This window comes from Proteus penneri (assembly GCF_003144535.1).
Taxonomy (GTDB): Bacteria; Pseudomonadota; Gammaproteobacteria; order Enterobacterales; family Enterobacteriaceae; genus Proteus; species Proteus penneri.
In genome coordinates, this window is the sequence record NZ_PHFJ01000011.1 from 1 (window position 1) to 23,898 (window position 23,898).

Below are 23,898 nucleotides of genomic sequence, written 5' to 3' on the forward strand. Positions count from 1 at the left end.
TTTTTTTTTCAACAAAATAAAGAAAAACGCTCTAATTTTATGCTGATGGCGTAAAATCCGAACAGCTTTCTCTAGCAGACTCACGTAAGATAGAAGATAAATTATGGTATAGGTAACCTTTATTATGCAATTTAGCGAACAACGTTCAGCTTCTCAAAAGAATCTTTCTTATATAGTTGCTGAAAAATTAGGTAAACAAATTCTTTCTGGTCACTATGAGCCTGAATCTTTATTACCTGGAGAAATAGAATTAGCAGAATTACTCTCCGTCAGCAGGACTGTTATTCGAGAAGCAATAAAAATGCTTGCGGCTAAAGGAATGCTTTTACCTCGTCCACGAATAGGTACTCGTGTTACGCCAATGCAAAATTGGAATCTATTAGATAATGATCTTCTTAATTGGTGGATAGACAGTGGTGAATTTAATAAGGTCAGCCATTATTTCCATCATGTTCGTTTAGCTATTGAACCTCAAGCCTGTTATTTAGCCGCATTTAATGCAACCGAAAGCCAAAAACAGTCTCTTGTTTTGTTTGGTAGAGAAATGCTGTTACTTGATGAGAATTTTGATAGACAACATTGGCTAGATATCGATACTCAATTTCACTATCTTATTTATCAAGCAAGTGGCAATCCATTCTTTGCCTCTTTCGGCTCATTATTTCTTTCTGCTTATAAAAAGTATTTTGATCTTATTGTGGGTAATGAAACTGTTCAACCGGAAACACATAACCAAATTGTTCAAGCTATTATTGATGGTGATGGAAATAAAGCACGCGACCTCTGTTTAATCTTATTAACAAGTGATTGAATAGTTTTAATACAAATTTTATAGGTTTTCTGTTTATAATGAAGCGATAATCAAAATATAGAATAAAGACGGTATATGCTTCATGTTGAAATCTGCCAAAAATATGTCTGGGTTGCCTTGGATTGCTGCAATGGCTTTTTTTATGCAAGCTCTCGATGCAACTATTCTTAATACGGCATTACCAGACATAGCAAAAAGCCTTAACCATTCTCCTCTCGCTATGCAATCGGCTGTTATCAGCTATACCTTAACTGTTGCATTATTAATCCCCGTCAGTGGATGGTTAGCTGATAGATTTGGAACGCGTAAAGTTTTTATTATTGCGGTTTCTTTATTTTCAGGTGGATCTTTATTATGTGCACTTTCTCCTAACCTTGCTTTTCTTGTTATTTCACGAATTATACAAGGTATAGGTGGCGCAATGATGATGCCCGTTGCACGCCTTGCTTTATTAAGAGCTTATCCACGTAGCGAATTACTTCCTATTCTCAATTTTGTCACAATGCCAGGATTAGTAGGTCCTATAGTAGGACCTCTTTTAGGTGGGGTATTAGTTACTTATGCCTCTTGGCATTGGATATTTATTATAAATATTCCTATTGGCCTATTAGGTATTTTCTATGCCATAAAGCATATGCCTAATTTTACTATGCCAAAACGCAAATTCGATTTACTGGGTTTTATTTTCTTTGGCTTTGGCTTAGTGATGCTTTCCGTTAGCCTTGATCTTTTTGGTGATAAAAATATCTCTCGCTATATCCCTATAGCCGTTATTTTAGGTGGTTTTTCTCTACTTGGTTTATATATTAATCATGCTAGACGCCACCAGCAGCCTCTGATCCCATTAAATCTTTTTAAAACACGGACCTTCTCTGTCGGAATTGCAGGTAATATTGCAACAAGATTAGGAACTGGGTGTATTCCTTTCTTAATGCCACTTATGTTGCAAGTGGGTTTTGGCTACCCTGCAATTGTTTCCGGTATGATGCTGGCACCAATGGCTTTGGGCTCTATTTTAGCCAAATCATTTGTCACAAAGATCTTAGTGAAATTTAGCTATCGCCGAACGCTCTTTGCTATCACTATTATTATTGGTTTGATGATCGCTCAATTTTCACTTCAATCTCCTGACATGTCTATTTACTATCTTGTTATCCCACTCTTTTTATTAGGCGTGGTCATGTCGATACAATTTACGTCGATGAATACAATTTCATTGGCTGACTTAACAGATAATAATGCAAGTTCAGGAAATAGTGTTTTAGCTGTTACTCAACAGCTGGCTATTAGTTTTGGTATTGCTGTCAGTGCGTCTATTTTAGGATATTTTGATACTGAAAACGTTGGCTCTACTGTTGATAACTTCCACTATACTTTTATTACGGTAGGTATTATTACATTACTGTCCTCCTTCGTGTTTTTACTCCTCGATAAACATGATGGTGATAACCTAACGAACAAAAAGAAAAAAGCCTGATAGTTTTGTTCAAACTAAAAAGAGAGCATAAGCTCTCTTTTTCTTTATATATAGATAGAAAAAATACACTATAAGGATGATGCTAAAAAAGTATCCACTTCATGACGCCAAGGTACTGATGGCTGAGCGCCTGCTCGAGTAACAGCAATGGCAGCTGCAGCATGAGCAAACCTAATCGCTGGCATTATAGATTGCCCCTCTAATAAAGCGGTAATTAATGCGCCATTAAATGTATCGCCTGCTGCGATAGTATCAATAGCTTTCACTTTAAATGCAGAAACAATACAACCTTTACTATTTTGCTCGCTAACCCAAACTCCACGGCTTCCTAATGTAATCAGCACTGTTTTAATACCTTTATGATGGAGAGCATCCGCTGCTTGTTGAGCACTTTCATCGTCTATGACTTTAATTCCTGTCAGATATTCAGTTTCTGTTTCATTTGGAGTAATAATATCGACAAGAGATAATAACTCATCAGGTAATGCTTGAGCAGGTGCAGGATTTAGTATTACTTGCACATTTTCTTGTTTCGCTATTTCAGCCGCTTTTAATACAGAATCAAGTGGCGATTCTAATTGCATTAACAGAGCATCAGCTTCTTTTATAATATTCCCATGGCGCTGAACGTAATTTGTATCTAATCGCCCATTAGCACCAGCATGAATACCTATAACATTTTCACCCTGTTGATTAACGAAAATCAACGCAACACCTGTTGCTACATCGTCAATTAACTCAATACTCTTGGTATCAATGTTATCTGTGATTAATTGAGCTTTGGCTTTTTTGCCAATATCGTCATTTCCTAAACAAGCAAGAAAAGAAATATTCGCACCACAACGCCCAGCAGCGACCGCCTGATTAGCTCCTTTACCGCCAAATACCATTTGAAATTGGTTACCTGAAATGGTTTCACCAGGAAGCGGAAAATGGGCAACATTAAGAATATGATCAGCATTAACACTACCTAAAATCACAAGTTTCTTCGCTTCCATGATTTTTCCTTACTCTCAATAATAAATTCTAAATGCACTGAATAAATAACATGCAATATTTTAAACCGATCATCTCAGCAACATTAATGAAAAAACGTGATCACTATCGAAACGTTTCGCTAGTAAAACAAAAAAGAACCAAAATAAGCAGTAGGAAGCTGAATCGATTTTTGTTATAAACAATTTGTGTGCTAATAGAATGTTTGACTATATGTCAGCAATCCCTTTCTGATATTTTCAGGGAATAATGAAAATAAGTACCCATTATTAGGAGTGTTTATGCAACTTGCAGAGCGGATTTCACAACTTAGCCAATATCTTGAAACTGGGCTTTATGAGCGGCAGTCAGCTATCCGTCTTTGTCTACTTGCAGCACTGAGTGGTGAGAGTGTTTTCTTACTTGGCCCCCCTGGTATTGCTAAAAGCTTAATAGCCAGAAGAATGAAAGAAGCCTTTAAAGAAGCTAAAGCTTTTGAATACTTGATGACGCGTTTTTCAACACCTGAAGAAATTTTTGGTCCTTTATCTATTCAAGCTTTAAAAGATGAAGGGAAATATCAGCGTTTGATTGAGGGATATTTGCCTGATGCTGAAGTTGTCTTTCTTGATGAAATTTGGAAAGCAGGACCCGCTATTCTTAATACGTTATTAACGGCGATTAATGAGCGTAAATTTAGAAATGGGGAAACTGAAGTCAGCATCCCAATGCGCTTATTAGTTTCAGCTTCGAATGAATTACCTGATTCAGATAGTAGCCTTGAAGCGCTTTATGACCGAATGCTCATTCGTATTTGGTTAACAAAAGTTCAAGATAAGAAAAACTTTCGCGCTTTACTCGTTAATAAAGAAGTTGGCTCTTTCCATATTCCGGCCCATCTTCAAATTACCACAGAAGAATTTTCACGCTGGCAATCAGAATTAGAAAAAATCACATTAGATGACCACTTATTTGATTTAATTTATCAACTTCGTGAGGCTTTAGATAAAAGTGATGCTGCCCCTTATGTTTCTGATAGACGTTGGAAAAAAGCAGTACGCCTTTTACAAGCTAGCGCCTTTTTTAATGGCCGTAGTGCTATTTCACCATTAGATCTTATTTTATTAAAAGATTGCCTCTGGCATGACCAAGCATCATTTGCATTATTAGATAAATTATTACAAAGCCTTTTAACAGAACAAGCTTACCACCAGCTAGAATTGATCAGAAAAACAGAGAGTTTGTGGGCTGAGTGGATGCAATCAACGAGAAGCAAACAAGATCAACAAGCTTTTCGTTTTGAAAAACAAAGTGGAATGTTTGGACGAAATGCACACTTTAGCCTATCAGATAAAATGCAGGCTGATAAATTCACCTTGTTTTTACATATCCCTCTACATATCCATAGTATTCAAGTTAACTTTATTACTCTTGAGAAAAAAGCATTAGAAAACTTTTTGGCTAAAGGGGATGAGTTATTAGCGCGTTTAAATGGTATTGGTTTCCCACAATCAATTAACGCACAAATACGCCAAGATGGTGTATTAGAAATTATGGATGTGAGCCGTCGAACAACATCTCTTTATCAACAAAAAGAGACAGCACCTGCTGTTCCTATTGAAGATAACCAAGAGTGGCAAGATAAATTAAAAGATCTGGCTCAAGAAATTTATAGTGAACAAGAAAAATTTAATCATCATCAACCGAATTTATTTATTGATAATGATTGGCTTATTTCCATTGAACAAAGTTTTGTTCAGCTTAATGAAAAATTATCGCAATTAAAAAGCCAAATAAAGTAATGATATTATGCTGACACTTTCAACATTAGATATGCTTTTAGCCATAAATGAAGGACAGCTTATTGAGGAAGTTATTATTGCTATACTTGCATCACCTCAATTAGCGGTATTTTTTGAAAAGCATCCAAGACTCAAAAAAGCCTTACTTAAAGATATCCACCAATGGAAAAAGAGCTTACAGCAAAGAGTAAAAGAGACATTAGTACCTACAATGATTGCTGATGAATTTGCCCTTTATCAACAAACTCAGTCATTAGGTAATGCGATATTTAATCAACAAGTTGAACATATTCTTATTGAGTTAAATAAGTTAGATTCTTCTTTTATTGAAGAAGCCACTCAATTAATCAAAACAAACAAACCTTTTTCTCCAGCTCAACAAGCTTTATTTATGCAACACTGGCGGGTAAGTTTAATTTTCCAAGTCACTGCCTTACACAAAGCCTTATTTGACCAAGAACAAGAGCAACTCCTTGCTGAACTTCAAGAACGTTTAGCGCTAAGTGGAAGCTTAAGTAACACATTTTCAGAAAATGAACGCGCAGCAGGGCGTTTATGGGATATGAGTAAAGGTGTTTTAACAAAAACCCCTTTTGATGAGAAAATTATTCAACGTTATAGCGACTTTCTCGATCAACAACCCGAATTACATAAACTTGCAAGTTTGCTCGGTCGTAGCAAAACAGCTAAATCTCTTCCTGAAGAGAGCGTTATTTTTGAACCTATAACTATTGTTGAAAAAGCACCAGATACCACACCAGAGCAAGTCAATGGAATAGGACTTAGTGATGATATCTTACGTTTGCTTCCCGCAGAACTCGCCTTATTAGGTATTAATGAAATCGAACATGAGTTTTATCGAAAACTTGTAGAGAAGCAGCTCAATACCTATCGATTACAAGGTGATAATTGGCAAAAGCGGACGGTATTACGCCCAGTAACTCATCATCATGATGAAGAAAGACCAAGAGGGCCTTTTATTGTATGTATTGATACATCAGGTTCGATGGGAGGATTTAACGAACAGTGTGCTAAAGCCTTTGGATTAGCATTGATGAAAATAGCGCTAGCTGATAATCGTTCATGTCATGTTATGTTATTTTCTACTGAAACTGTGCATTATCAATTGTCATCGTCTAATGGCCTGCAAGAACTTATCAAGTTTTTGAATCAGTCATTTAGAGGAGGTACAGACTTAAGTGCTTGTTTAGATAATGTCGTAGAAAAACTAAATAGCCCAACATGGAAAGATGCTGATGCTGTTGTTATTTCTGACTTTGTTGCCCAAAGGTTACCCGAAAACCTAATCAACAAAATCAAAAAAAGCCAACAGCAACAGCACAATCGCTTCCATGCGGTAACCCTATCCAATTACGGTAAACCCAGTATCATGAAAATCTTTGACCATATATGGCGTTTTGATACTGGATTAAAAAGTCGCTTACTTCGGCGCTGGCGCCAATAATTACAGCATATCAGCGAAAGCTAAACGGGTGTCTTTTTCCCACACACCGCACTGTACTTGACCAATATGTTCTTTTTGTAGAAGTAGCATCACTAAACGAGATTGGCCAATACCACCACCAATAGTTTGTGGCATATCGCCATGCATTAATGCTTTGTGCCAATCAAGCTCTAGGCGCTTAGTATCATCGGTTAATGTTAACTGACGCATTAATGTTTCAGGATCGACACGGATACCCATTGATGACAACTCAAAAGCATCTTGTAATACTGGGTTCCAGACTAAAATGTCACCGTTTAAACCTTCAAATCCATCTTCGTTTGGTGTCGTCCAGTCATCATAATCAGGAGCTCTGACATCATGAGATTCACCACTTGAAAGTTTTCCACCAATACCAATTAAGAAAACGGCACCATATTCTTTTGCTATCGCTTTTTCACGACCTTTAGCATCAAGGTCAGGATAACGACGCAATAACTCTTCAGTGTGGATAAATTGAATTTGATCTGGCAGGAACGGTACCAGACCAAATTCTTCGCTGACGGCTTTTTCAGTTTCTTTTATTGCCTGATAAATTTTACCCACTGTCTGCTTAAGATAAGGAACTGTACGATCCTTAGCTTCCATCACTTTTTCCCAGTCCCACTGATCAACATAGACAGAGTGGATCTGAGTTAAGCGATCTTCGTCTGGTCGCAACGCTTTCATATGTGTATAAAGGCCCTGACCAGAACTAAATCCAAAACGACCTAATGTTTTACGTTTCCATTTTGCTAATGAATGGACAACTTCAAAGGTAGAATCTGGTAAAGATTTGACTTTAACTTGTACCGCCTTCTCATGCCCAGATAAGTTATCTTGAGTTCCATCACCAAGGCGACTTAAGATCGGTCCTTGAACTTCAATTAATCCTAATTCTTTTTCCAGCAGACGAGAAAAATATGATTTAACAAAGCTAATTTGCTGTTGAGTCTGAATGAATGATTTTTCCATTTTTTATATCCCTAGTGGTGATGTCGTGTTTCGCTGATATAGATTAAGCAACAAAACAGACACTAAATTCAATATACTTCATTAAAAATAGCCTTGCTTGTTTTAAATCGTTAAAAATAACGCTATAAAAATGTATTATCGTCAAAAACAGGAGGAGTTTATGGACAATATTTATCAGATCGATAATCTCGATCGTGACATACTTCACGCATTAATGGCGAATGCGAGAACACCTTACGCTGAATTAGCCAAAAAATTCGAAGTAAGCCCAGGCACAATTCATGTTCGTGTAGAGAAAATGAAGCAAGCGGGAATTATTACGGGAACACGTGTTGATATCAGTGCAAAACAATTAGGTTTTGATGTCTGTTGCTTTATTGGCATCATTTTAAAGAGTGCAAAAGATTACCATACAGCATTAGATAAATTAGATAAGTTAGATGAAGTCGTAGAGGTGTACTACACAACAGGACAATACAGCATTTTTATTAAGGTAATGTGTAAAAGCATAGAAGCACTACAAGATGTACTTATCAACAAAATTCAGACAATTGATGAAATTCAATCAACAGAAACATTGATCTCACTGCAAAACCCGATAATAAGGACGATCAAGCCATAAGGGTAAATTCTTATTTTTTTTATAACCACATTATCCACAGGTAGATCCCAAGTGATTCACAGCGTACAATAGCGCGTCTTGAACATAAGGAGATCATTAATGAAAAAAGTCACTCTAATTAGTGGCAGTACCATGGGTAGTGCTGAATATGTCGCAGAACACCTTGCAGAGATCTTATCTGAAGAAGGTTTTGAGACTGATTTACACCATGGCCCTTCACTTAATGATCTTCCTAATGAAGGGATCTGGCTGGTGGTTACTTCCACACATGGTGCAGGTGATATTCCTGACAACCTACAGCCTTTTGCTGATGAGATTTCGGCAGACTCTATTGATCTTAGCAATGTCTCTTTTGGTGCTATCGGTATAGGAAGTAGTGAATATGACACTTTCTGTGGTGCGATCAGGACTTTGGATCAAAAATTAATAGAAAAAGGGGCTACTCGCCTTGGTGATCGTCTCGAAATTGATATTCAAAAGTATGACATTCCGGAAGATCCAGCTGAAGAATGGATAGCTTCTTGGAAAAATTTACTTTAAATTGCACAAAAAAACAGCAAACAGATGTGGATAACTCAGCTTAAAAGCAGGGGTTAACCCGTAGTTATCCATTGTATAAGGCTATATCAAGAAATGACCTGTGCATAAGTCATCATTTTGATCCCAGCTTATCAGCAGATAGATCACGGATCATTCACAGTATATGATCCTTTACAGTTTTATGATCTTTAAATAGAAAATCCACTTATCCACAGAGGATCGCTTCCTTAATAAAAGATCTAATAAAGAGATCTTTAAATAAAAAGATCTTTAAATAATTACCTGCGGATCTGCTCGCTTGTATCTGTCAAAAAGTTGAGTAGAATTCGTTTTCCCAATGCAACACATTCAGCATTCGTAACATTTAAGGTTCACACATGTTTTATCCAGAACACTTTGACGTCATTGTCATCGGTGGTGGTCACGCCGGTACAGAAGCCGCTATGGCTGCAGCTCGTATGGGGCGTCAAACCCTATTACTGACCCACAATATTGATACTTTGGGCCAAATGTCTTGTAACCCAGCTATTGGTGGGATTGGTAAAGGGCATCTGGTAAAAGAGATCGATGCGATGGGTGGATTAATGGCAACTGCAATTGACCATGCAGGGATCCAATTTAGAACCCTTAACGCAAGTAAGGGGCCAGCTGTAAGAGCAACAAGAGCACAAGCAGACCGTGTTCTTTATCGCCAAGCTGTTCGTACTACTCTCGAAAATCAACCTAATTTAATGATCTTCCAACAGCCAGTTGAAGATCTCATTGTTGAAAACGACCAAGTAACAGGAGCTGTTACTCGCATGGGCTTAAAATTCCGTGCTAAGTCTGTTGTTCTAACCGTAGGAACTTTCCTTGATGGAAAAATCCATATAGGTTTAGAAAACTACAGCGGTGGTCGTGCAGGTGATCCACCATCTGTTTCGTTATCACACAGGCTACGCGAATTACCTCTACGTGTAGGTCGTTTAAAAACAGGTACACCACCTCGTATTGATGCAAGAACGATTGATTTTAGCCAATTAGCCGTTCAGTTAGGTGATACTCCAATGCCTGTTTTCTCGTTTTTAGGTAATGTGGATCAGCATCCTGAACAAATGCCTTGCCATATCACATATACAAACGAAAAAACGCACGAAGTTATTCGTAATAACCTCGATCGTAGCCCAATGTATGCAGGTGTCATTGAAGGAATAGGCCCGCGTTATTGCCCATCTATTGAAGATAAAGTGATGAGATTTGCAGACCGTAATTCACATCAGATCTTTTTAGAGCCAGAAGGTTTAACGAGTAACGAAATTTACCCAAATGGTATTTCAACAAGCTTACCTTTTGATGTTCAAATGCAAATCGTAAATTCCATGAAAGGTATGGAAAATGCGAAGATCATTAGACCTGGTTATGCCATTGAATATGACTTCTTCGATCCAAGAGATCTAAAACAAACGCTAGAAAGTAAATTTATCAATGGGTTATTCTTTGCTGGCCAAATTAACGGTACAACTGGTTATGAAGAAGCTGCAGCACAAGGTATGCTTGCAGGGCTTAATGCAGCTCGTTATGCCTTTGATCAAGAAGGTTGGTTCCCACGTCGTGATCAAGCATACATTGGCGTATTAGTTGACGATCTTTGTACTCTTGGTACAAAAGAACCCTACCGCATGTTTACTTCTCGTGCTGAATATCGCTTGATGTTACGTGAAGATAATGCTGATTTACGTTTAACAGAAATTGGTCGTGAATTAGGCATGGTTGATGATACTCGCTGGGCCGAATTTAGTGAAAAAGTTGAGCTTGTTGAAAAAGAGCGTCAGCGTTTAAGAAATATTTGGGTTCATCCTCAAGCTGATAATCTTTCAGAAATCAATGAATTGCTAAAAACACCATTATCCAAAGAAGCTAATGGTGAAGATTTATTACGTCGCCCTGAAATGACTTACAACATACTAAAAAATATCTCTCGTTTCGCGCCTGGTATTGATGATTCAAAACCACAAGCAGCTGAACAAGTTGAAATCCAAGTTAAGTACGAAGGTTATATTAGTCGCCAGCAAGAAGAGATCGAAAAGAAACAGCGTAACGAAAACGCGGCATTACCGATAGATCTTGACTACAAACAAGTGAGTGGGTTATCTAACGAAGTTATTGCGAAACTAAACGATCACAAACCTACATCAATCGGTCAAGCATCTCGGATCTCTGGTGTGACACCTGCTGCTATTTCCATTTTATTAGTTTGGTTGAAAAAACAAGGTCTATTACGCAGGAGCGCATCATGAGTGACTTACTTAATCGGCTAAAAAAGCTGGCTAAGCAAGCCAATATAGAGCTTACAGATATTCAAGCTGAAAAACTCACGGGTTATGTCGCTATGCTTGATAAATGGAATAAAGCTTACAACCTCACATCCGTGAGAGATCCGCAGCAAATGCTTATTCGTCATATTTTGGATAGTATTGTTGTGAGCCAATATCTTGAAGGTGAAAAATTTATTGATGTGGGGACAGGACCTGGATTACCGGGTATTCCACTGGCAATAATGCGTCCCGATCACCATTTTGTCTTATTGGATAGCTTAGGTAAACGCGTTCGCTTTATGAAGCAAGTTCAGCACGAACTAGGACTTGATAATATCGAGCCAGTTCAATACCGTGTTGAAGAATACCAAACAGAACAGCCTTTTGATGGTGTTATCAGCCGAGCATTTGCCTCCATGAATGATATGCTTTCTTGGTGCTCTCATTTAGTGACTGAAGAACACGGTCGTTTTTATGCATTGAAAGGACAAATTCATCAAGAAGAGTTAGATGAACTTGCTGATAATGGATTAAAAATGCCTGAAAAAGTGATTAGTTTATCTATACCTGAATTGAATGAACAAAGACATTTGGTGATTATTTAATCATTTTTTTTGTGTCTCATCGATCATTTTTTCATTTTTTGTGCTCTGGCGATAATATTTACAATGTTATCGCCATTTGTTTTATGGGGAATTATAGAAAGTATTAAATTTTACCTTATTGAAACAATAAAATAACATTTTATTATCTTTTATGTTAATTCACTTTGTAGCCTAAGTTTTCCTTATTTTATTTCCAAAATAAATTAATAATTCTGTGCATTATAAAAATATTGAATTTATTTTATTGAAAATGGGTCAATTCTTTTCTAATTGACACTAAATTGTTCATAAAACGGCAGTTAATTGTTAACTTAGTTATATATTTTATGAAATAAGCTTTATTTATACTTTTATATTTGTGATGTATGTCACGCTATTTATTTTATTCGGCTCTATTATTTTTACTCTTTTTGTTCTTAATCATTTTTCATAAATGGAACCTTGGTAATAAATTTAAATTAATCTTCACTTTTTCGCTACTTATTGATTGAATTCATTGCCACGCCCCGTATAATTTGCTCGTTTTTGTCACTTGACACTTTATAGCAAAGACAGTTTGATACATCATTCAGTAATACCTTTTACGATAGCTAGGTCTGGAGAATACAAACGTCATGTCTGTCTCCCTCTACAACGGGAAAGTTGCACTGAAACTGTTATTTTTGCAGTTTATGACTTTTGTTATTCTCAGTGCGAGTTTCTTATTAAAGAGTACAGACTGGAGTTTTTCGGCTTTTTTAGGCGGGTTGGCATGTTGGTTACCCAATATTGCTTTTCTTTTGTTAATGCGCTTACAAAAGGTCAACGAAGAAAAATCTCCAGTTCGCATAAACTGGCTTTTTGCTTTCAGTGAAGGGTTGAAGGTTATATTATCAATAACCTTGCTGATTGTTGCTTTAGGAGTGTTTAAAGCGGCATTTGCACCACTGGTCATGACCTACTTAGCGGTGCTTGTTATGCAGGTCGTTGCACCAGCCGTCATTAACGGTTAGCGTTTTTAACAACAAAAGGGTAATTGGCATCATGTCTGCATCAGGAGAAGCATTAACCACTAGAGACTACATAGGTCACCACCTGAATAACCTTCAGTTGGACCTACGTACTTTCGAGTTGGTCAATCCCCATGCTGAAAATGCGCCATCATTCTGGGTGTTAAATATTGACTCACTTTTCTTTTCAGTACTGATGGGCGCTTTATTCCTATGGCTGTTTAGAAAAGTAGCAGTAAGAGCAACCAGTGGCGTACCGGGAAAATTCCAGACTGCAGTAGAAATGATCATCGGTTTCGTTGATAGCAGCGTCCGTGATATGTATCACGGAAAGAGCAAGGTCATTGCACCTTTGGCATTGACTGTGTTCGTTTGGGTGCTGTTAATGAATGCCCTGGATTTATTACCAATCGACTTCATCCCTTATATCGGTGAACACATCTTAGGGTTACCTGCGTTACGCATCGTTCCGACTGCGGACGTGAGTATTACTCTTTCGATGGCAATTGGTGTATTTATCCTGATCCTTTTCTATAGCATTAAGATGAAAGGCATAAAAGGGTTTACTAAAGAGCTGACTTTACAGCCTTTTAATCACCCAATTTTTATTCCTATCAACTTAATCTTGGAAGGGGTAAGCCTGCTATCAAAACCTGTTTCACTCGGTCTTCGACTGTTTGGTAACATGTATGCAGGTGAACTGATTTTTATTCTTATTGCTGGTCTGTTACCGTGGTGGTCACAGTGGTTATTAAGCCTTCCTTGGGCGATATTCCACATACTGATTATTACGTTACAAGCCTTTATTTTCATGGTTCTAACGATTGTTTATCTGTCGATGGCATCTGAAGAACATTAATTATTAACTCTTTGAAGAAATAACTGAAACAAACTGGAGACTGTCATGGAAAACCTGAGTATGGATCTGCTGTACATGGCTGCCGCTATTATGATGGGTTTAGCTGCAATCGGTGCTGCAATCGGTATCGGAATCCTCGGAGGCAAATTTTTAGAAGGTGCTGCTCGTCAGCCTGATCTGATCCCTCTTCTGCGTACACAGTTCTTTATCGTTATGGGTCTGGTTGACGCCATCCCAATGATTGCTGTGGGTCTGGGCCTTTACGTGATGTTTGCTGTTGCCTAATGATGGTAATGAGCAGTAAAAGCATCAAGTTAGTTTATAACCAAGAAAGAGGTATTGTGCTGTGAATTTAAATGCAACAATCCTCGGCCAGGCCGTCGCATTTGTCCTGTTTGTTTTGTTCTGCATGAAATTCGTATGGCCACCAATTATGGCGGCCATTGAAAAACGTCAAAAAGAAATTGCTGACGGTTTATCATCTGCAGAACGTGCTAAAAAGGACTTAGATTTAGCGAAAGCCGATGCAGGCGATCAGCTAGCGAAAGCAAAAGCAGAAGCTCAAGCAATCATTGAATCAGCGAATAAACAACGCACACAAATGATTGAAGATGCTAAAGCAGAAGCAGAGCAAGAACGTAGTAAGATCGTTGCACAAGCTCAATCCGAATTGGATGCAGAGCGTAAACGTGCTCGTGAAGAACTTCGTAAACAAGTCGCAATGCTGGCTATCGCAGGTGCCGAGAAAATTATTGAACGTTCCGTGGATGAAGCTGCTAATAGCGACATCGTTGATAAACTGGTCGCTGAACTGTAAGGAGGGAGGGGCATGTCTGAAATAGCAACGGTAGCTCGCCCCTACGCCAAAGCAGCTTTTGACTTTGCTGTGGAAAACCAGGCTGTCGATAAATGGCAGGTTATGCTGGCGTTCACCGCTGAAGTAGCACGCAATGAGCAGGTAACCGAATTACTTTCTGGTTCTTTAGCATCAGAAAAACTGGCTGACATCTTTGTTGACCTTTGTGGCGAACAATTAGATGGTCATGCTCAGAATTTAATTCGTGTTATGGCTGATAATGGCCGTTTATCAACGTTGCCTGAAGTATTGAGCCAATTTATTCAATTGCGCGCAGTACTCGAGTCAACGGTTGACGTTGAAGTAACTTCTGCCATTGAGCTAACTAAACAGCAGCTAGCTAACATTTCTGCAGCGATGGAAAAACGTCTATCACGCAAAGTGAAGCTGAATTGCAAAATTGATAAGTCTGTTATCGCAGGCATGATTATACGCGCCGGTGACCTCGTCATCGATGGCAGTATTCGTGGCCGTTTAGAGCGATTAACTGACGTCTTGCAGTCTTAAGGGGACTGGAGCATATGCAACTGAATTCCACTGAAATCAGCGAACTGATCAAGCAGCGCATTGCTCAGTTCAATGTAGTGAGTGAAGCTCACAATGAAGGTACGATTGTATCCGTTAGTGACGGTATCATTCGTATCCACGGTTTAGCCGAAGTTATGCAGGGTGAGATGATCGCACTGCCGGGTAACCGTTTCGCTATCGCACTGAACTTAGAGCGCGACTCTGTTGGTGCGGTTGTGATGGGTCCTTATGCTGACTTAGCAGAAGGCATGAAAGTTAAATGTACAGGTCGTATTCTGGAAGTACCTGTTGGGCGTGGTCTGCTTGGCCGAGTGGTAAATACACTGGGTGAGCCGATTGATGGTAAAGGTGCAGTAGAGCATGATGGATTCTCACCTGTTGAGATGATTGCTCCTGGTGTTATCGACCGTCAATCAGTTGATCAGCCTGTACAAACAGGTTACAAATCCGTCGATGCCATGATCCCAATCGGTCGTGGTCAGCGTGAATTGATTATCGGTGACCGTCAAACAGGTAAAACTGCTCTGGCTGTCGATGCGATCATCAATCAACGCGACTCTGGCATTAAATGTATTTATGTCGCTATCGGTCAGAAAGCCTCTACTATTTCGAACGTTGTTCGTAAATTAGAAGAACATGGCGCGTTAGAAAACACCATTGTTGTTGTTGCTTCTGCATCAGAATCAGCAGCACTGCAATACCTCGCTCCTTATTCAGGTTGCGCAATGGGTGAATACTTCCGTGACCGTGGTGAAGATGCCCTGATTATTTATGATGACCTGTCTAAACAGGCTGTCGCATACCGTCAAATTTCACTGTTACTTCGTCGTCCACCTGGACGTGAAGCATACCCTGGTGACGTTTTCTATCTGCACTCCCGTTTACTAGAGCGTGCTGCTCGTGTTAATGCTGAGTACGTAGAAGCTTTCACTAATGGTGAAGTTAAAGGTAAAACCGGCTCTCTGACTGCGTTACCAATTATCGAAACGCAAGCAGGGGACGTTTCTGCATTCGTTCCTACGAACGTAATCTCTATTACCGATGGTCAGATCTTCTTAGAATCTAACCTGTTTAACGCAGGTATCCGTCCAGCTGTTAACCCAGGGATCTCCGTATCTCGTGTTGGTGGTGCAGCTCAGACTAAGATTATGAAGAAACTTTCTGGTGGTATCCGTACTGCTCTTGCGCAGTATCGTGAGCTGGCAGCATTCTCACAGTTCGCTTCCGATCTGGACGATGCTACCCGTAAACAGCTGAACCACGGTCAGAAAGTGACTGAATTGCTGAAACAGAAACAGTACGAACCTATGTCTGTCGCACAACAGTCTTTATCACTGTTTGCAGCAGAACGTGGTTATCTGGAAGATGTTGAAATTTCAAAAGTTGTGCCATTTGAAGCGGCTTTATTAGCTTATGCCTCTCGTGAACATGCTGATTTATTGAAAGAAATCAACCAGACTGGTACTTATAACGAAGAAATCGAAGCGAAGCTGAAAGGCGTGCTAGAAAACTTCAAAGCGACTCAGTCCTGGTAATAACTATTCGGCCTAATAGTTAAACATTAGGCCGTCTGGTTCATGAGGAGAAGCAGAAATGGCCGGCGCAAAAGAGATACGTTCGAAGATCGCCAGTGTGCAAAACACACAGAAGATCACTAAAGCGATGGAGATGGTCGCCGCGTCGAAAATGCGTAAAACGCAGGAACGCATGGCAGCCAGCCGTCCTTATGCAGAAACCATGCGCAGTGTGATTGGTCACCTTGCGTTAGGGAATCTGGAATACAAACATCCATACCTCGAAGAGCGTGAAGTTAAACGTGTCGGGTACCTGGTTGTTTCGACCGACCGTGGTTTGTGTGGTGGTTTGAACATTAACTTGTTCAAAAAACTGCTGGCAGACATGAAAGAGTGGTCTGAAAAAGGTGTGCAGGTAGATTTAGCGCTAATCGGTTCTAAAGCCGCTTCATTCTTTGGCTCAGTAGGTGGGAATGTTGTTGGTCAAGTAACGGGTATGGGTGATGATCCAAAACTGTCAGACCTTATCGGTCCAGTCAATATCATGTTGCAGGCTTATGACGAAGGTCGTTTAGATAAACTGTATGTGGTGGCAAATAAGTTCATCAATACCATGGCTCAAGAGCCTAAAATTCTTCAGGTTTTACCATTACCACCAGGTGATGATGAAGAGCTGAAAGAAAAATCTTGGGATTATCTGTACGAACCTGATCCTAAGGCGTTACTGGATACTTTACTGCGTCGTTATATCGAATCGCAGGTTTACCAGAGCGTCGTAGAGAACTTAGCGAGTGAGCAGGCCGCCCGAATGGTTGCGATGAAAGCCGCTACAGATAACGGTGGTAACCTGATTAAAGAACTGCAATTGGTGTACAACAAAGCACGCCAAGCAAGCATTACTCAGGAACTTACAGAAATTGTGTCTGGTGCAGCCGCGGTATAACAGCTAGGTTTACGAATTACGTAGAGGATTCAAGATGGCTACTGGAAAGATTGTCCAGGTAATCGGCGCCGTAGTGGACGCCGAATTCCCTCAGGATAGCGTCCCTAAAGTATACGACGCTCTTGAGGTTATGAATGGTAAAGAAAAACTGGTGCTGGAAGTTCAGCAACAGTTAGGCGGTGGTATCGTTCGTTGTATCGCAATGGGTACATCAGACGGTTTAAGCCGTGGCTTAAAAGTTGAAGATTTAGGCCACCCAATTGAAGTACCAGTAGGTAAAGCAACACTGGGACGTATCATGAACGTTCTGGGTACACCTATTGATATGAAAGGTGATATTGCAACTGAAGAACGTTGGTCTATTCACCGTGAAGCACCAACCTACGAAGAGTTATCAAACTCACAAGAACTGCTTGAAACCGGTATCAAAGTAATGGACTTAATCTGTCCGTTTGCTAAAGGTGGTAAAGTAGGTCTGTTCGGTGGTGCGGGTGTGGGTAAAACAGTTAACATGATGGAATTGATCCGTAATATCGCGATCGAGCACTCAGGTTACTCTGTATTTGCTGGTGTTGGTGAGCGTACTCGTGAGGGTAACGACTTCTATCATGAAATGACAGATTCTAACGTTCTTGACAAAGTATCGTTAGTTTATGGTCAGATGAATGAGCCACCAGGAAACCGTCTGCGTGTAGCACTGACTGGTCTGACTATGGCTGAAAAATTCCGTGATGAAGGCCGTGACGTACTGTTATTCGTCGATAACATTTATCGTTACACCTTAGCCGGTACAGAAGTATCAGCACTGTTAGGTCGTATGCCATCAGCGGTAGGTTACCAGCCAACATTGGCTGAAGAGATGGGTGTTCTGCAAGAACGTATCACTTCAACCAAAACAGGTTCAATCACCTCTGTACAGGCTGTATACGTACCTGCGGATGACTTAACTGACCCATCACCAGCAACAACGTTTGCTCACTTAGATGCGACAGTTGTACTGAGCCGTCAAATTGCTTCATTAGGTATCTACCCTGCGGTTGACCCACTGGATTCAACCAGTCGTCAGTTAGACCCACTGGTAGTTGGCCAAGAGCACTATGATGTCGCTCGTGGTGTTCAGTCTATCCTGCAACGTTATCAGGAACTGAAAGACATCATCGCTATCTTAGGTATGGATGAACTGTCAGAAGAAGATAAACTGGTTGTTGCGCGTGCGCGTAAGATCCAGCGCTTCCTATCTCAGCCATTCTTCGTTGCTGAAGTATTTACCGGTTCACCAGGTAAGTTCGTTTCCCTGAAAAACACTATCCGTGGCTTTAAAGGTATTCTGAACGGTGATTATGACCACCTGCCAGAGCAGGCGTTCTACATGGTTGGTACTATCGAAGAAGCAGTAGAAAAAGCTAAGAAGCTTTAATACGGCTGACGGGAGGTTGATATGGCCGATACATCGTTCCACCTGAAAGTTGTCAGCGCTGAAAAGCAGTTATATGACGGCGAAGTCAAACGAATTCAGGTAACTGGTAGCGAAGGTGAGCTCGGTATTTATCCGCAGCATACCCCGTTATTAACTGCCATAAAACCGGGCATGGTACGTGTCGTAAAAACATCGGGCGAAGAAGAGGTTATCTACCTTTCAGGTGGTATTCTCGAAGTTCAGCCGACTGGCGTCATTGTACTGGCAGATACAGCTATCCGTGGTCGTGATTTGGATGAAGCGAAAGCGTTGGAATCTAAACGTAAAGCTGAAGAACACATTCAATCCTCTCATGGTGATGTTGATTATGCTCAAGCATCAGCAGAATTAGCCAAGGCGATTGCAAAACTACGTGTAATCGAACTGACTCGACGTTGATGTAAATAGGCAGTCTATGAATAAAAAAGCCAGTTGGTTCTTCGCTAACTGGCTTTTTTGCGTCATGAAATATTTTGTGTGACGAAATATGTAGTATTATTTGGCATAAACAGGTTTACTTGCCATTCTTTACGGGAGTTATCGGGTTAATTATGTCTAATTCAGCTAAAAGCGTTGTTATTCTTGCTGCGGGAAAAGGCACTCGCATGTATTCACAGTTACCTAAAGTTCTTCATAAACTTGCGGGTAAATCCATGGTTCAACATGTGATTGATACTGCAAAGTCATTAGGTGCTCAACAAACACACCTTGTCTATGGGCATGGTGGTGAACTAATGAAAGAAAAATTAGGCTCACAACCTGTTAATTGGGTACTACAAGCAGAGCAACTAGGAACAGGTCACGCAATGCAACAAGCCGCGCCTTTCTTTGCTGATGATGAAGATATCCTGATGCTTTATGGTGATGTTCCACTTATTACCAAAGAAACGTTAGAGCGTTTAATTGACATCAAACCAGAAGGCGGTATTGGTTTATTAACGGTTATTTTAGATAACCCAACTGGCTATGGTCGTATTGTTCGTGAAAATGGCGAAGTGACAGGCATTATCGAACAAAAAGATGCTTCTGAAGAACAACTCAAAATTACTGAAATCAATACCGGTATTTTAGTCGCCAATGGTGGTGATTTAAAACGTTGGTTAGGTAAACTCGATAATAATAATGCACAAAAAGAGTATTACATTACTGACATTATCGCGTTAGCGCATAAAGAAGGTCGTAAAATTGAAACGGCTCATCCTCGTCGCCATAGTGAAATGGAAGGTGTCAATAACCGTCTACAACTGGCTGCATTAGAGCGTATTTACCAAACAGAACAAGCAGAGCGCTTATTATTAGAAGGTGTTATGTTGCTTGATCCTGCTCGCTTTGATTTACGTGGCACATTAACTCATGGTAAAGATGTGGTGATTGATACCAACGTTATCATTGAAGGTAATGTGACATTGGGAAATAACGTTGAAATTGGTACAGGTTGTGTTCTAAAAAACTGTGTAATTGGTGATAATTCTATTATTAGTCCATATACGGTGATCGAGGATGCAAATTTAGCACAAGCGTGTACGGTTGGCCCATTTGCACGTCTTCGCCCAGGTAGTGAATTAGCGGATAAAGCTCACGTTGGTAACTTTGTTGAGATGAAAAAAGCCAGCTTAGGTGTTGGCTCTAAAGCAGGTCATCTGACTTACTTAGGCGATACAGAAGTGGGAGCTAACGTTAATATCGGCGCAGGTACTATTACTTGTAACTACGATGGCGCGAATAAATTTAAAACCATTATTGGTGATGACGTCTTTATTGGTTCAGATACCCAATTAGTGGCACCCGTTACTGTTGCTAATGGTGCAACCATTGGTGCAGGAACAACACTCACTAAAAACGTGAATGAAAACGAATTAGTGATCAGCCGAGTTAAGCAAACTCATATCACTGGATGGAAACGTCCAGTGAAGAAAAAACAATAATTTTAAGAGAAGGGCGTATATTTAATTAGCGCCCTTTTCTTGTACGCTATTATTCTAAAAACAAAAAATATCCCCACTTTCTACAATGGCTTGGGGAATAAACCAATCAGGTATAAGACATCCAAGTGCGAATAAACGCACAGTTTTAGGAATAACACAATGTGTGGAATAGTAGGTGCAGTTGCACAACGCGATATCGCTGAAATCTTAATTGAAGGCTTACGTCGTTTAGAATACCGCGGTTATGATTCTGCGGGTTTAGCGGTTGTGGATAATGACTGTAAAATGACACGTCTACGTGAAGCTGGCAAAGTACAAATGCTGGCTGAAGAGGCAGAAAAAACACAAGTGATTGGTGGTACAGGTATTGCTCATACACGTTGGGCAACACATGGTGAACCTTGTGAAGATAATGCGCATCCTCATGTATCGGGTACAATTGCGGTTGTACATAATGGCATTATCGAAAACTACCAAGAACTGAAAGCAGAATTAATTAAAAAAGGGTATCAGTTTGCATCTCAAACAGATACCGAAGTGATTGCTCACTTGGTAAACTGGGAACAGCGCCAAGGCGGTACGTTACGTGAAGTTGTACAACGCGTTATTCCTCAATTACGTGGTGCTTACGGTACTGTAATTATGGATAGCCGTACTCCAGAGTTATTAATCGCAGCTCGCTCTGGTAGTCCGCTGGTGGTTGGTCTTGGTGTGGGTGAAAACTTCCTTGCTTCTGACCAATTGGCATTATTACCAGTGACTCGTCGCTTTATCTACCTTGAAGAAGGGGATATTGTTGAAATCACACGCCGTCATGTTCATATTTTCGATGTGAATGGCAATGAAGTTAATCGTGATACGATTGAATCTAACGTTCAATATGATGCGGGTGATAAAGGCGTTTATCGTCACTACATGCAAAAAGAGATCTACGAACAGCCTCTGGCGATTAAAAACACCCTTGAAGGTCGTTTAAAATCAGATTCGATTGATCTCAGTGAATTAGGCCCTAAAGCTGAAGAGATCTTATCTAAAGTTGAACATATTCAAATAGTAGCTTGTGGAACGTCTTATAATGCGGGAATGGTTTCTCGCTACTGGTTTGAGTCTTTAGCGGGTATTCCTTGTGATGTCGAAATTGCATCAGAATATCGCTACCGTAAACCGGCAACTCGCCGTAATAGCTTATTAATCACATTATCCCAATCGGGTGAAACAGCGGATACATTAGCGGCTCTGCGTTTATCTAAAGAGTTAGGTTATTTATCTTCTTTAGCTATTTGTAATGTGGCTGGCTCTTCTTTGGTTCGTGAGTCTGAATTTGTTTTAATGACTAAAGCTGGCGCTGAAATTGGCGTTGCATCAACCAAAGCATTTACAACACAGTTAACTGTTCTATTAATGCTGGTGGCATATATGGGACGAATTAAAGGTGTTGCAACACTAGAGCACGATGTTTCAACGGCATTACACGCATTACCAAGCCGTATTGAAAGCATGTTATCGAAAGATAAGTTGATTGAAGCGTTAGCTGAAGATTTCTCAGAAAAAAGCCATGCTTTATTCTTAGGTCGTGGCGACCAATACCCAATTGCGGTAGAAGGTGCATTGAAGCTAAAAGAGATCTCTTATATTCATGCAGAAGCTTATGCTGCAGGTGAGTTAAAACATGGTCCATTAGCATTAATTGATGCGGATATGCCGGTTATCATTATTGCGCCAAATAACGAATTATTAGAGAAATTAAAATCTAATATCGAAGAAGTACGCGCTCGTGGTGGTTTACTGTATGTGTTTGCTGATCAAGACGCAGGCTTTGAAGAAAACGAAACGATGAAGTTAATTTCTTTACCGCATGTTGAAGAACTGATCGCACCGATTTTCTATACCGTACCATTACAGTTGTTGTCTTATCATGTTGCCTTAATTAAAGGTACCGACGTAGACCAGCCTCGTAACTTAGCTAAATCAGTGACTGTTGAGTAATATTATTTGATAGTCAATTGCTAATGTAGAAGAGTCATTAAAGTCTCATAATAAAATGGTGGCGATAACATTGTTACGCTACCATTTTTAAATCTAACATACTCCAAAATGTCTGTGGAAAAGAATCTGGTAGTTGTTGAACAGAGCAATGAGAACGTATTCATCGTTCAACTCTAGAAATCAGAGAAAAACCTATTTTTTACGATTTTGATTTTTAGCTTTTTTGGGGCTAGTACCATTAGACCACCATGCTGGAGTTGTCGTTGGTGGCTTACCTAAGATATCTTTCAATATGGCAACTAAATCGTAAGACACTAAGCCATCTATATGCTCATGCAGACTAGGAGCAATATTATTTCGTAGAGCATCCAAGACAAAGTCTATACCATTAGTTCGTGCTAACTTTGCCGCTGGTACAAAGTCACTATCTCCAGCAAAAAGAACAATTTTATCTACGAGTTTTTTCTGTGCAATACTGGTAATATCAACGCCAAGTTTAATATCCACTCCCTTTTGACGTATACTGTAATAGAAGTCATTATTTGTTAGTTCTTCAAATTTACGATTACCTTTTAAAACATCGTTGAGAGCTCGATCAGATAGTTTCCATTGCTTGTCATGTTTGATGGTACCTAGGCGGAGAGCAAATTTTCTCTGTTTTTTAACTTCTGCTAAAATCTCGTTACGATGAATTGTTTCTGGTTGTTTAGAGAAATCTAAAACCCTATGTTTTGTTTCTCCCTGATTAACTAGAGGGTAATGAACTTTTATGTCTAATGGTGGTGAATCGTAGTAAAATACACGATATAGATGCTGATAAGTGCTTTTATTACCGTCGTTGATATGTCGCCTAATGCAACTATTTAAAACTTGCACAATTTGTTTAGGTGTTAATTCAGGTTCAGAAGGGAAGTAATGGCGTTTGAAAAAATTTAGGCGTTTTAGAAAGAAAGAGGCGTCTACTAGTACAGCAACTTTTATGTTCATAAAATTATTTATTAGCCCAGATATAAAAAACCCGCGGGTGGGGCAAGGTTGTTAACAAATGAACCAAGCGTTGCCGCGGGTGCTATATGATCAATCTTAGTTATTTTATCTGTGATGTCAACAAAAAGTGAATAAAGCAGCAAGCTCTTAATAATACTTTCTTTCATCTTATACTAATGTTTTAACGCTTTAAATTTAACGTTTTTTGTCTATAGCCATCTATGTTTCATTGTATGGTCATGTAGTGATCAATCATTTTTAAATAACTACT

At 39.6% G+C, this 23,898-nt stretch carries 22 protein-coding genes; 19 read left to right on the forward strand and 3 right to left on the reverse strand.

Annotated features, from left to right (window positions below; all coding sequences use genetic code 11):
• The first annotated feature begins 124 nt into the window (after nucleotides 1–124).
• Both CUB63_RS12975 and mdtD read left to right on the forward strand, forming a co-directional pair.
• The gene (locus CUB63_RS12975; RefSeq protein ID WP_072065236.1) at nucleotides 125–811 is read left to right on the forward strand and encodes a FadR/GntR family transcriptional regulator; all 687 of its coding nucleotides are present in this window, start codon (nucleotides 125–127) and stop codon (nucleotides 809–811) included.
• A gap of 82 nt (nucleotides 812–893) precedes the next feature.
• Complete coding sequence (gene mdtD, locus CUB63_RS12980) at nucleotides 894–2,288, forward strand: multidrug transporter subunit MdtD (RefSeq protein WP_109848213.1); 1,395 nt, start codon at nucleotides 894–896, stop codon at nucleotides 2,286–2,288.
• Between the two features lie 68 nt (nucleotides 2,289–2,356).
• Here mdtD and rbsK read toward each other — a convergent pair whose 3' ends face one another.
• Entirely contained in the window at nucleotides 2,357–3,286 is a 930-nt protein-coding gene (gene rbsK / locus CUB63_RS12985; RefSeq protein ID WP_109848214.1) for a ribokinase, read from the reverse strand.
• 279 nt (nucleotides 3,287–3,565) lie between these two features.
• Here rbsK and ravA point away from each other — a divergent pair, with 279 nt between their 5' ends.
• Both ravA and viaA read left to right on the forward strand, forming a co-directional pair.
• Nucleotides 3,566–5,065 (forward strand): ATPase RavA, encoded by a 1,500-nt coding sequence (gene ravA / locus CUB63_RS12990; RefSeq protein ID WP_109848215.1) that lies wholly within the window; start codon nucleotides 3,566–3,568, stop codon nucleotides 5,063–5,065.
• A gap of 7 nt (nucleotides 5,066–5,072) precedes the next feature.
• The gene (viaA, locus tag CUB63_RS12995; protein WP_109848216.1) at nucleotides 5,073–6,530 is read left to right on the forward strand and encodes an ATPase RavA stimulator ViaA; all 1,458 of its coding nucleotides are present in this window, start codon (nucleotides 5,073–5,075) and stop codon (nucleotides 6,528–6,530) included.
• Here viaA and asnA read toward each other — a convergent pair whose 3' ends face one another.
• Nucleotides 6,531–7,523, reverse strand: a complete 993-nt coding sequence (gene asnA, locus CUB63_RS13000) for an aspartate--ammonia ligase (RefSeq protein WP_109399003.1) — start codon at nucleotides 7,521–7,523, stop codon at nucleotides 6,531–6,533.
• A gap of 160 nt (nucleotides 7,524–7,683) precedes the next feature.
• On the opposite strand from asnA, the gene asnC reads away from it, so the two are divergent.
• The 15 genes from asnC to glmS all read left to right on the forward strand — a co-directional run bounded on the left by asnC (nucleotide 7,684) and on the right by glmS (nucleotide 22,640).
• Entirely contained in the window at nucleotides 7,684–8,145 is a 462-nt protein-coding gene (gene asnC, locus CUB63_RS13005; protein ID WP_069367404.1) for a transcriptional regulator AsnC, read from the forward strand.
• 99 nt (nucleotides 8,146–8,244) lie between these two features.
• A complete protein-coding gene (mioC, locus tag CUB63_RS13010) occupies nucleotides 8,245–8,685 on the forward strand; it encodes an FMN-binding protein MioC (RefSeq protein ID WP_006534353.1) in 441 nt (146 codons plus the stop codon).
• Between the two features lie 377 nt (nucleotides 8,686–9,062).
• Nucleotides 9,063–10,961: a tRNA uridine-5-carboxymethylaminomethyl(34) synthesis enzyme MnmG gene (mnmG, locus tag CUB63_RS13015; RefSeq protein WP_109848217.1), complete on the forward strand. Its 1,899-nt coding sequence runs from the start codon at nucleotides 9,063–9,065 to the stop codon at nucleotides 10,959–10,961.
• Nucleotides 10,958–11,584, forward strand: a complete 627-nt coding sequence (gene rsmG, locus CUB63_RS13020) for a 16S rRNA (guanine(527)-N(7))-methyltransferase RsmG (protein ID WP_072065229.1) — start codon at nucleotides 10,958–10,960, stop codon at nucleotides 11,582–11,584. Before mnmG ends, rsmG begins: the two co-directional genes overlap by 4 nt.
• Before the next feature lie 614 nt (nucleotides 11,585–12,198).
• Nucleotides 12,199–12,576 carry a F0F1 ATP synthase subunit I gene (gene atpI / locus CUB63_RS13025; RefSeq protein WP_109848218.1) on the forward strand — a complete coding sequence of 126 codons (378 nt, stop codon included), beginning with the start codon at nucleotides 12,199–12,201 and terminating at the stop codon, nucleotides 12,574–12,576.
• 31 nt (nucleotides 12,577–12,607) lie between these two features.
• Nucleotides 12,608–13,432: a F0F1 ATP synthase subunit A gene (gene atpB / locus CUB63_RS13030; protein ID WP_023583322.1), complete on the forward strand. Its 825-nt coding sequence runs from the start codon at nucleotides 12,608–12,610 to the stop codon at nucleotides 13,430–13,432.
• Nucleotides 13,433–13,477: 45 nt separating this feature from the next.
• Nucleotides 13,478–13,717 (forward strand): F0F1 ATP synthase subunit C, encoded by a 240-nt coding sequence (gene atpE / locus CUB63_RS13035; RefSeq protein WP_004246596.1) that lies wholly within the window; start codon nucleotides 13,478–13,480, stop codon nucleotides 13,715–13,717.
• A 61-nt stretch (nucleotides 13,718–13,778) separates the two neighbouring features.
• The gene (gene atpF / locus CUB63_RS13040; RefSeq protein WP_036914499.1) at nucleotides 13,779–14,249 is read left to right on the forward strand and encodes a F0F1 ATP synthase subunit B; all 471 of its coding nucleotides are present in this window, start codon (nucleotides 13,779–13,781) and stop codon (nucleotides 14,247–14,249) included.
• A 12-nt stretch (nucleotides 14,250–14,261) separates the two neighbouring features.
• Nucleotides 14,262–14,795, forward strand: a complete 534-nt coding sequence (atpH, locus tag CUB63_RS13045; protein ID WP_006534344.1) for a F0F1 ATP synthase subunit delta — start codon at nucleotides 14,262–14,264, stop codon at nucleotides 14,793–14,795.
• A 14-nt stretch (nucleotides 14,796–14,809) separates the two neighbouring features.
• On the forward strand, nucleotides 14,810–16,351 hold the full coding sequence (gene atpA / locus CUB63_RS13050; protein ID WP_006534343.1) for a F0F1 ATP synthase subunit alpha: 1,542 nt from the start codon (nucleotides 14,810–14,812) through the stop codon (nucleotides 16,349–16,351).
• A gap of 58 nt (nucleotides 16,352–16,409) precedes the next feature.
• Nucleotides 16,410–17,273: a F0F1 ATP synthase subunit gamma gene (gene atpG, locus CUB63_RS13055; RefSeq protein ID WP_006534342.1), complete on the forward strand. Its 864-nt coding sequence runs from the start codon at nucleotides 16,410–16,412 to the stop codon at nucleotides 17,271–17,273.
• A 34-nt stretch (nucleotides 17,274–17,307) separates the two neighbouring features.
• Nucleotides 17,308–18,690, forward strand: a complete 1,383-nt coding sequence (gene atpD / locus CUB63_RS13060) for a F0F1 ATP synthase subunit beta (protein WP_109848219.1) — start codon at nucleotides 17,308–17,310, stop codon at nucleotides 18,688–18,690.
• 21 nt (nucleotides 18,691–18,711) lie between these two features.
• Nucleotides 18,712–19,128, forward strand: coding sequence for a F0F1 ATP synthase subunit epsilon (locus tag CUB63_RS13065; RefSeq protein ID WP_006534340.1), 417 nt, complete (start codon nucleotides 18,712–18,714; stop codon nucleotides 19,126–19,128).
• A 152-nt stretch (nucleotides 19,129–19,280) separates the two neighbouring features.
• Nucleotides 19,281–20,654 carry a bifunctional UDP-N-acetylglucosamine diphosphorylase/glucosamine-1-phosphate N-acetyltransferase GlmU gene (glmU, locus tag CUB63_RS13070; protein WP_109848220.1) on the forward strand — a complete coding sequence of 458 codons (1,374 nt, stop codon included), beginning with the start codon at nucleotides 19,281–19,283 and terminating at the stop codon, nucleotides 20,652–20,654.
• 159 nt (nucleotides 20,655–20,813) lie between these two features.
• The gene (gene glmS, locus CUB63_RS13075; protein WP_109848221.1) at nucleotides 20,814–22,640 is read left to right on the forward strand and encodes a glutamine--fructose-6-phosphate transaminase (isomerizing); all 1,827 of its coding nucleotides are present in this window, start codon (nucleotides 20,814–20,816) and stop codon (nucleotides 22,638–22,640) included.
• Between the two features lie 192 nt (nucleotides 22,641–22,832).
• On the opposite strand, the gene CUB63_RS13080 is transcribed toward glmS, so the two are convergent.
• Entirely contained in the window at nucleotides 22,833–23,627 is a 795-nt protein-coding gene (locus tag CUB63_RS13080) for an NYN domain-containing protein (protein ID WP_006534336.1), read from the reverse strand.
• Between the last annotated feature and the right edge of the window lie 271 nt (nucleotides 23,628–23,898).

What these genes read in the sequence shown, in the direction of transcription:
- CUB63_RS13065 (WP_006534340.1), top strand. Translation starts at nt 18,712, where the DNA reads ATGGCCGATACATCGTTCCACCTGAAAGTTGTCAGCGCTGAAAAGCAG.
- CUB63_RS12975 (WP_072065236.1), top strand. Translation starts at nt 125, where the DNA reads ATGCAATTTAGCGAACAACGTTCAGCTTCTCAAAAGAATCTTTCTTAT.
- viaA (WP_109848216.1), top strand. Translation starts at nt 5,073, where the DNA reads ATGCTGACACTTTCAACATTAGATATGCTTTTAGCCATAAATGAAGGA.
- atpI (WP_109848218.1), top strand. Translation starts at nt 12,199, where the DNA reads ATGTCTGTCTCCCTCTACAACGGGAAAGTTGCACTGAAACTGTTATTT.
- CUB63_RS13080 (WP_006534336.1), bottom strand. Translation starts at nt 23,627, where the DNA reads ATGAACATAAAAGTTGCTGTACTAGTAGACGCCTCTTTCTTTCTAAAA.
- atpB (WP_023583322.1), top strand. Translation starts at nt 12,608, where the DNA reads ATGTCTGCATCAGGAGAAGCATTAACCACTAGAGACTACATAGGTCAC.
- rbsK (WP_109848214.1), bottom strand. Translation starts at nt 3,286, where the DNA reads ATGGAAGCGAAGAAACTTGTGATTTTAGGTAGTGTTAATGCTGATCAT.
- mioC (WP_006534353.1), top strand. Translation starts at nt 8,245, where the DNA reads ATGAAAAAAGTCACTCTAATTAGTGGCAGTACCATGGGTAGTGCTGAA.
- rsmG (WP_072065229.1), top strand. Translation starts at nt 10,958, where the DNA reads ATGAGTGACTTACTTAATCGGCTAAAAAAGCTGGCTAAGCAAGCCAAT.
- atpA (WP_006534343.1), top strand. Translation starts at nt 14,810, where the DNA reads ATGCAACTGAATTCCACTGAAATCAGCGAACTGATCAAGCAGCGCATT.
- asnC (WP_069367404.1), top strand. Translation starts at nt 7,684, where the DNA reads ATGGACAATATTTATCAGATCGATAATCTCGATCGTGACATACTTCAC.
- mnmG (WP_109848217.1), top strand. Translation starts at nt 9,063, where the DNA reads ATGTTTTATCCAGAACACTTTGACGTCATTGTCATCGGTGGTGGTCAC.
- atpH (WP_006534344.1), top strand. Translation starts at nt 14,262, where the DNA reads ATGTCTGAAATAGCAACGGTAGCTCGCCCCTACGCCAAAGCAGCTTTT.
- glmU (WP_109848220.1), top strand. Translation starts at nt 19,281, where the DNA reads ATGTCTAATTCAGCTAAAAGCGTTGTTATTCTTGCTGCGGGAAAAGGC.
- atpG (WP_006534342.1), top strand. Translation starts at nt 16,410, where the DNA reads ATGGCCGGCGCAAAAGAGATACGTTCGAAGATCGCCAGTGTGCAAAAC.
- glmS (WP_109848221.1), top strand. Translation starts at nt 20,814, where the DNA reads ATGTGTGGAATAGTAGGTGCAGTTGCACAACGCGATATCGCTGAAATC.
- asnA (WP_109399003.1), bottom strand. Translation starts at nt 7,523, where the DNA reads ATGGAAAAATCATTCATTCAGACTCAACAGCAAATTAGCTTTGTTAAA.
- atpE (WP_004246596.1), top strand. Translation starts at nt 13,478, where the DNA reads ATGGAAAACCTGAGTATGGATCTGCTGTACATGGCTGCCGCTATTATG.
- mdtD (WP_109848213.1), top strand. Translation starts at nt 894, where the DNA reads ATGTTGAAATCTGCCAAAAATATGTCTGGGTTGCCTTGGATTGCTGCA.
- ravA (WP_109848215.1), top strand. Translation starts at nt 3,566, where the DNA reads ATGCAACTTGCAGAGCGGATTTCACAACTTAGCCAATATCTTGAAACT.
- atpD (WP_109848219.1), top strand. Translation starts at nt 17,308, where the DNA reads ATGGCTACTGGAAAGATTGTCCAGGTAATCGGCGCCGTAGTGGACGCC.